This window comes from Cryomorpha ignava, assembly GCF_010686655.1.
Taxonomy (GTDB): Bacteria; Bacteroidota; Bacteroidia; order Flavobacteriales_D; family Cryomorphaceae; genus Cryomorpha; species Cryomorpha ignava.
Genome location: NZ_JAAGVY010000006.1, coordinates 152,056 through 158,229, shown reverse-complemented (window position 1 = coordinate 158,229; position 6,174 = coordinate 152,056). Strand labels below are relative to the sequence as shown.

General features: G+C 39.3%; 5 protein-coding genes. 1 reads left to right on the top strand and 4 read right to left on the bottom strand.

Annotated features, from left to right (window positions below):
* The 3 genes from G3O08_RS05455 to G3O08_RS05445 form a co-directional block, all read right to left on the bottom strand.
* Positions 1 to 1,221: hypothetical protein (locus G3O08_RS05455; protein WP_163283682.1), on the bottom strand; the 1,221-nt coding region annotated here is incomplete at its 3' end.
* 479 nt (positions 1,222 to 1,700) lie between these two features.
* On the bottom strand, positions 1,701 to 2,036 hold the full coding sequence (locus G3O08_RS05450; RefSeq protein WP_163283669.1) for a MerR family transcriptional regulator: 336 nt from the start codon (positions 2,034 to 2,036) through the stop codon (positions 1,701 to 1,703).
* Between the two features lies 1 nt (position 2,037).
* On the bottom strand, positions 2,038 to 3,009 hold the full coding sequence (locus G3O08_RS05445; RefSeq protein WP_163283667.1) for a M23 family metallopeptidase: 972 nt from the start codon (positions 3,007 to 3,009) through the stop codon (positions 2,038 to 2,040).
* 107 nt (positions 3,010 to 3,116) lie between these two features.
* Here G3O08_RS05445 and alaS point away from each other — a divergent pair, with 107 nt between their 5' ends.
* On the top strand, positions 3,117 to 5,729 hold the full coding sequence (alaS, locus tag G3O08_RS05440) for an alanine--tRNA ligase (RefSeq protein ID WP_163283665.1): 2,613 nt from the start codon (positions 3,117 to 3,119) through the stop codon (positions 5,727 to 5,729).
* On the opposite strand, the gene G3O08_RS05435 is transcribed toward alaS, so the two are convergent.
* Positions 5,715 to 6,149, bottom strand: coding sequence for a DUF5684 domain-containing protein (locus G3O08_RS05435; RefSeq protein ID WP_163283663.1), 435 nt, complete (start codon positions 6,147 to 6,149; stop codon positions 5,715 to 5,717). The two genes, alaS and G3O08_RS05435, sit on opposite strands and share 15 nt — an antisense overlap.
* Positions 6,150 to 6,174: the final 25 nt, after the last annotated feature.

Genomic DNA, 6,174 nt, shown 5'->3' with positions numbered 1-6,174 from the left:
ATAGGGCTCGCCGCCAAAGGACGAAAACTGACCGCCAACTAAAAGCTTACCGTCCGGGAGTTTGAGAACCTTGTTTATCCCGGTTCCTGCTATTGGACCTACTGCTGGTTCCCACCAATCATCCCATACTGCTTCGTCAGCTCCCATGCCTCCAAAAGTATTTGGTACAATTTGACCATTGTCTCGAATTTTCATTAAGCGCTTATATGTCAAACCATTTACTTCCAAAAAATAACCAGCAAGGATAAAGGTTCCATCGCTATCTTCAATAATAGCAATAGGAGAAGTAGCGGTAGGAGATGTAGGATTGTTTATATCATTGCCCAGATAAGTTATAAACACATTTGCCTGAAATGACTCGTCTACTGAACCATCTTGAAATAAGCGAACGAGTCTGCTTGAATAATTGGGATAACCTATTAAATCAGTTTCAAGCGATTTTGTTACCCAAAGTCTATCCTGACTATCTACAAATTGAACCCACGATAGATAGCCTTCACTTCCAAAGGGGCTTGTAAATTCCGTATTGACTGAAAAGTCTGCATTGAGCTTGGCTATTTTATGCGAAGTATGACCTTCTACTTCAGCAAAATGACCGGAAATAATATATTCTCCCGTACTTAATTTGTGAAGTGTTCTAATCGTTGCATCAACGGGTTGGTTGCAACGCAGCATGGGGAAATCGGGTACTGGTGCACCCGTAGAATCAACCATACATAGCTGACGCAGTGCCAAATGACTTTGTGAAGTGCCAAGCAATGTAGAATCTGTAAAAAAGCGACCGGCTGCCAGAATGTTTTCATCTGGGGTTACCATGGCATCATAGACATAATCACTTAAAGGACCGCTGTAAGAGTTTTTTGCAAACTCAAAACGAAACGGAGTCTGAATTCCATTAAAATCAAGCATTCTTAGCTGAAGATTATATTGTAGCAAAAAATTTTGATACTCTATTATGTGAGAACCACCCACCATGTTTGGTTCAATTAGTTGACCTGTATTTGTTATTAAAGATCCGACTTCAATAGGCGAATCATACCCCAAAAACCATCCCATAACCATGTAGTCATTCTGCGAGGTTACCATCAAATCATAAACCTTTCCTCTGTTAAAAAGTATGCCTGAATTAAAGGTGGGGTCAATGGTATAATCAATCACTTGTGCAGGCAGTGTGCCTGCGCAAGTGATTATTGTTATAAACACTAAAATTAACTTCCTCATAATCTTAATGAGTTATGATAAATTTACCGTCACTCACTTTTTTGCCATTTTGAACCAATTGATATAAATACAATCCATCGGTCATTTTACGGGTGTAAATCAATTCTTGTCCTTGAAAATAGATCTCATTTATTTGGCACATAGCGTAAAACTAGAAATTGGTTCATGTTTTAGATACTTTAAATCTAAGCATTTTTTCGATAAATTACCGCAGAAGCTTGTATATCTGCTAAATAATGTATCACTTTCATATTGATTTATAACAATTAATGAAATGGATGAGTTTGTTCTCAAATGATAATCGCTAGAAGAATTATGGATCAATAAAAGTAGTTCTTGACTTACTACTTAACGTAAAATAGGCATAAATAGCGTGAAGTGTAAAGAATGGTTGTAGATTTCAGCTTTCCGCAAGCAAACCAATTAAATAGAATAGCGTAAAGAATCTGAAAATACGTTTAGATAAAAATAAAAAACCCTTACAGCGACCCTTTAAGCTCAACCAAAAAAGACTTAATATTTTCCAGCTTCGTAATCACCTCTACATTATCAGAAACATCTTCTTTATTGTCTTTCAGCTTTTCTTTAGCGCCTTGCAAAGTGTAGCCACGCTCTTTTACCAGATGGTAAATAATGCGTAGATGATCAACGTCTACTTTCGTGAAAAGGCGATTGCCTTTCTTGTTTTTCTTGGGCTGAATAATGTCAAATTCCTTTTCCCAAAATCTTATTAGCGAAGTATTTACATCAAACATTTTGGCGACTTCGCCAATGCTGTAGTACAATTTCTCAACTTCTCTGTCTTTATACGGCATCTTAATCAAAGGATTGGTTGGCGTGCGATGACATTTCTATCATATCATCATATTCTTCGGGTGTAAGGTCGTTAAAATAAAAGTTGGCCGGGTTAATTTTCTTACCATCTTTTATTACTTCGTAGTGCACGTGAGGCGCGCTGCTGGTTCCGGTGTTTCCTACCAATCCGATAATATCGCCGCGCTTTACTTTTTGGCCGCGCTTTACATTTACTTTATTCATGTGGCCGTAAAGCGTTTCATAGCCGTAACCGTGGTCTATCACCACGTGTTTTCCATAACCGCCGCGCGAGAGTATAACCTGGGCAACAGTTCCATCGCCGGTTGCAAATATCTCGGTGCCGGTTGGAGCAGAAAAATCCATTCCCCAGTGCATTTTACGCACCTTGTAAATAGGATGCATTCTATATCCAAAACCACTCGCCATCCGCTTCAAGTTTTTATTTGGCACAGGCTGAATTGCAGGAATAGAAGCAAGCATTTTTTCTTTGTTTTTGGCCAAACCAACTACCTCGTCAAATGATTTTGTTTGAACGTACATGCGCTTGGCCAATTGGTCAAGCTTCTTATTGGCATTAATTACGACATTTGAATATTGATAACCATCGAGATTTGAATAGCGGTTTACCCCACCCACACCGGCTTCGCGCACGTTTTTAGAAATCGGTTCAGATTCCAGAATTTGACGGTAAATATTGTCATCCCTTCTTTCAATATCTTCAAGTACCGTGGCAAGCCGATCCATGTCGCGGTTTAATAATTCGTATTGTTTACGCAATTGGGTGTTTTCGCGTTTTAAAGTAAGCTCCTTTGGCGAATTAATAAATGTATAGGCCAGCGAAAGGGTAACCGATGCAAAAAACAAGCTCACGAGCAAATACGTAAAAATCTTTTTCAGCCTATCTTTTATAGTAAGCTGTATTTTTTCGTAGTTAAGTGTGCTCGGATTATACTTGTATTTTATTTTTGCCATAGTTTAAAAAAGGGGTTGGGGCTTAAAAGTATTAATTAGACCTTTGTGCACCATTTACTTTCATTTAAAGTTGCTCATACAAACGCGAAGTTAGAATAATCTATTTAATGAAAACTGCTGAAATACGCCAAAAATTCTTAGAATTTTTTGAATCTAAAAAGCATACTGCTGTAGATTCTGCTCCCATTGTTGTAAAAAATGATCCTACCCTTATGTTTACGAACGCTGGGATGAATCAGTTCAAAGATATTTTTTTGGGTAATGAACCTGCTGCTAATGAGCGTGTTGTTGATACTCAAAAATGTCTTCGCGTAAGCGGAAAGCACAATGACCTGGAAGAGGTAGGTGTTGATACCTATCACCATACCATGTTTGAGATGCTGGGCAACTGGTCGTTTGGAGATTATTATAAGAAAGAGGCGATAGAATGGGCTTGGGAGTTGCTTACTGAAGTGTATAAAATTGATAAAAGCCGGATTTATGTAACCGTTTTTGAAGGCGACAAAGATGATCATCTTGAATTTGACCAGGAGGCTTTTGATGTTTGGAAAAATCTAATTGCCGAAGAACGCATTATATCTGCCAATAAAAAGGACAATTTTTGGGAAATGGGAGATGTAGGTCCCTGCGGCCCATGCAGCGAAATACATGTGGATATGCGCAGCGATTCTGCACGCGCCTCTTCAAATGGCCGCGATTTGGTGAACCACGACCACCCCGAAGTAATAGAAATATGGAATCTGGTTTTTATGGAGCTTCAGCGGAAGTCAGATGGCAAACTAATCCCACTGAAAAGCAAGCACATTGATACCGGAATGGGGCTGGAGCGTCTGGCGATGGTTTTGCAAGGAAAGCAATCAACTTACGATACAGATATTTTTGTAAAGCTTATTGATAGAATTGAAAAGGAAACCGGCAAGAAATACGGTTTTAAATCTTCTAAAAGCGATATTGCAATCCGGGTAATGGCAGATCACGTAAGGGCTGTTGCCTTTGCTATCGCAGATGGACAAATGCCATCTAATACCGGTGCCGGATATGTAATACGCCGAATTTTGCGCAGAGCCATCCGCTACGCGTATAGTTTTCTTGATGTTCGTGAGCCTATTCTTTACAAACTCGCCGAAGAACTTATTGCGTTAATGGGCGGATTTTTTGAAGAGCTCAATAAGAATAGCAATCTAATTATTCAAGTAGTAAAAGAAGAAGAAGAATCTTTCTTGAAAACGCTGGCAAGAGGAATTGACCTGATCGAAAAAATAAGCTTCGAAACAAAAGGTGATTCCATTTCTGGTCAGGTGGTTTTTGAACTCTATGATACTTATGGTTTTCCGGCCGACTTAACGGGATTGATCCTATCAGAAAAGGGAAAATCTTTTGACGAAAAAGAGTTTGAAGCAGAGCTTGAAAAGCAGAAAAACCGTTCAAGAAAAGCGGCTAACCAAGAAACCGGCGACTGGATAATCGTAAATGATGACCAAGGAGTTACAAGTTTTGTTGGCTACGATTCGCTTCAGACCGATTTGAAAATTATGCGTTACCGCAAGGTCAATCAAAAAGGTAAAGATCTTTATCAAATGGTTTTTGATCGTACCCCCTTTTATCCGGAAGGTGGTGGCCAGGTGGGCGATCAGGGATTTATTCAGGCTGATGGTGCGAAAATTCCAATCATTGGAACTTTTCGGGAAAATAATTTGATCATTCATCTGACAAATAAATCACCTGAAGGTGTAAATGAATCTGTTACTGGTTTTGTAGCGAGCGATAGCCGAAAGCTCACTGCAAAAAACCATACTGCAACCCACTTGTTGCATTACGCTCTTCGAAAAGTACTCGGAACGCATGTTGAACAAAAAGGATCATTGGTAGAAAAAGATTACCTGCGCTTTGATTTTTCTCATTTTTCTAAAATGGCTGATGAAGAGATTCGAAAGGTAGAGATCATCGTTAATAAGTTGATTCGTGAAGATATTGCCCTAGATGAACGCAGAAATACTCCAATGCAAGAAGCGAAAGATCTTGGAGCCATGGCACTTTTTGGCGAAAAGTACGGTGATGAAGTACGTGTAATCAAATTTGGCGATTCTGTGGAACTTTGCGGAGGTACGCACGTGCAAAGAACAGGTGAAATTGGATTTTTCAAAATCACATCTGAAGGGTCTGTAGCAGCAGGTATCAGAAGGATAGAGGCTATTACTGCCGATGCGGCACAAACGTATCTCTTTGATCAGATAGACGTTCTATCTGAAATAAAAGGTCTTCTAAAATCTCCGGGAAATCCTTCAAAGTCTATAAAAGATATTCTCGAAAGTCAGCAAAAGCTTACCAAAGAAATAGAGCAGTTGCATAGAGAAAAAGCCGGAAGTCTAAAAGACGGGCTTGTAAAAAGCATTCAAAAAATAAACGGGATTAATTTTATTGCAGCTGAGGTAGACCTCGATGCTGCATTAATTAAAGATTTGGCTTTTCAATTACGCAAAGAGCGTGCGCCGTTGTTTTTAGTTTTGGCGACAGCCGAAAAAGAAAAAGCCACAATTTCTGTGGCTTTATCAGATGAATTGGTTAATCAATTCAATGCGGGAAATATTGTAAGAGAGCTCTCTACATTCATTCAAGGTGGCGGTGGTGGACAAGCCTTCTTTGCAACTGCAGGAGGGAAAAACCCCGCAGGTGTTGATCAGGCTCTTAACCGCGCAAAAGAAATATTAAGCGAGAGCTGAATTAGCAGGTACTCCCTGTTCGCCGTATGCAGGTCCTTCATACTCTACATCGTAAGAGAGACCCAGATTAAGTATGTAGAATCCGTTAAAGACAATTACTAAAATGTAATCTACGATACTATGCTTTCCAAAACTGTTGCAAAGCTCAAAATATACTTTGGGAATCATATACAGCTGGCCGTAAACAGGAATAAGGAAAAGAAAGATGTGACTTGCAGGGCGACCTACGACACGAAGAAAAACTATGAAATTCCAGATTGGAACAATGCTGGCTATTCCGGGCTGACCCGCTTTCTCGTATAATCTCCACTGTGCTACTACTCCGATAAAACCGAAGAGTATGGCTATTACGAATATACCATCTCCAAAAGATGAATAAATTCCCATGATAAAATCTTGAATTGAATGTAAGAAGCTCATAACGTTTATTTTTTTGTAACCTTTT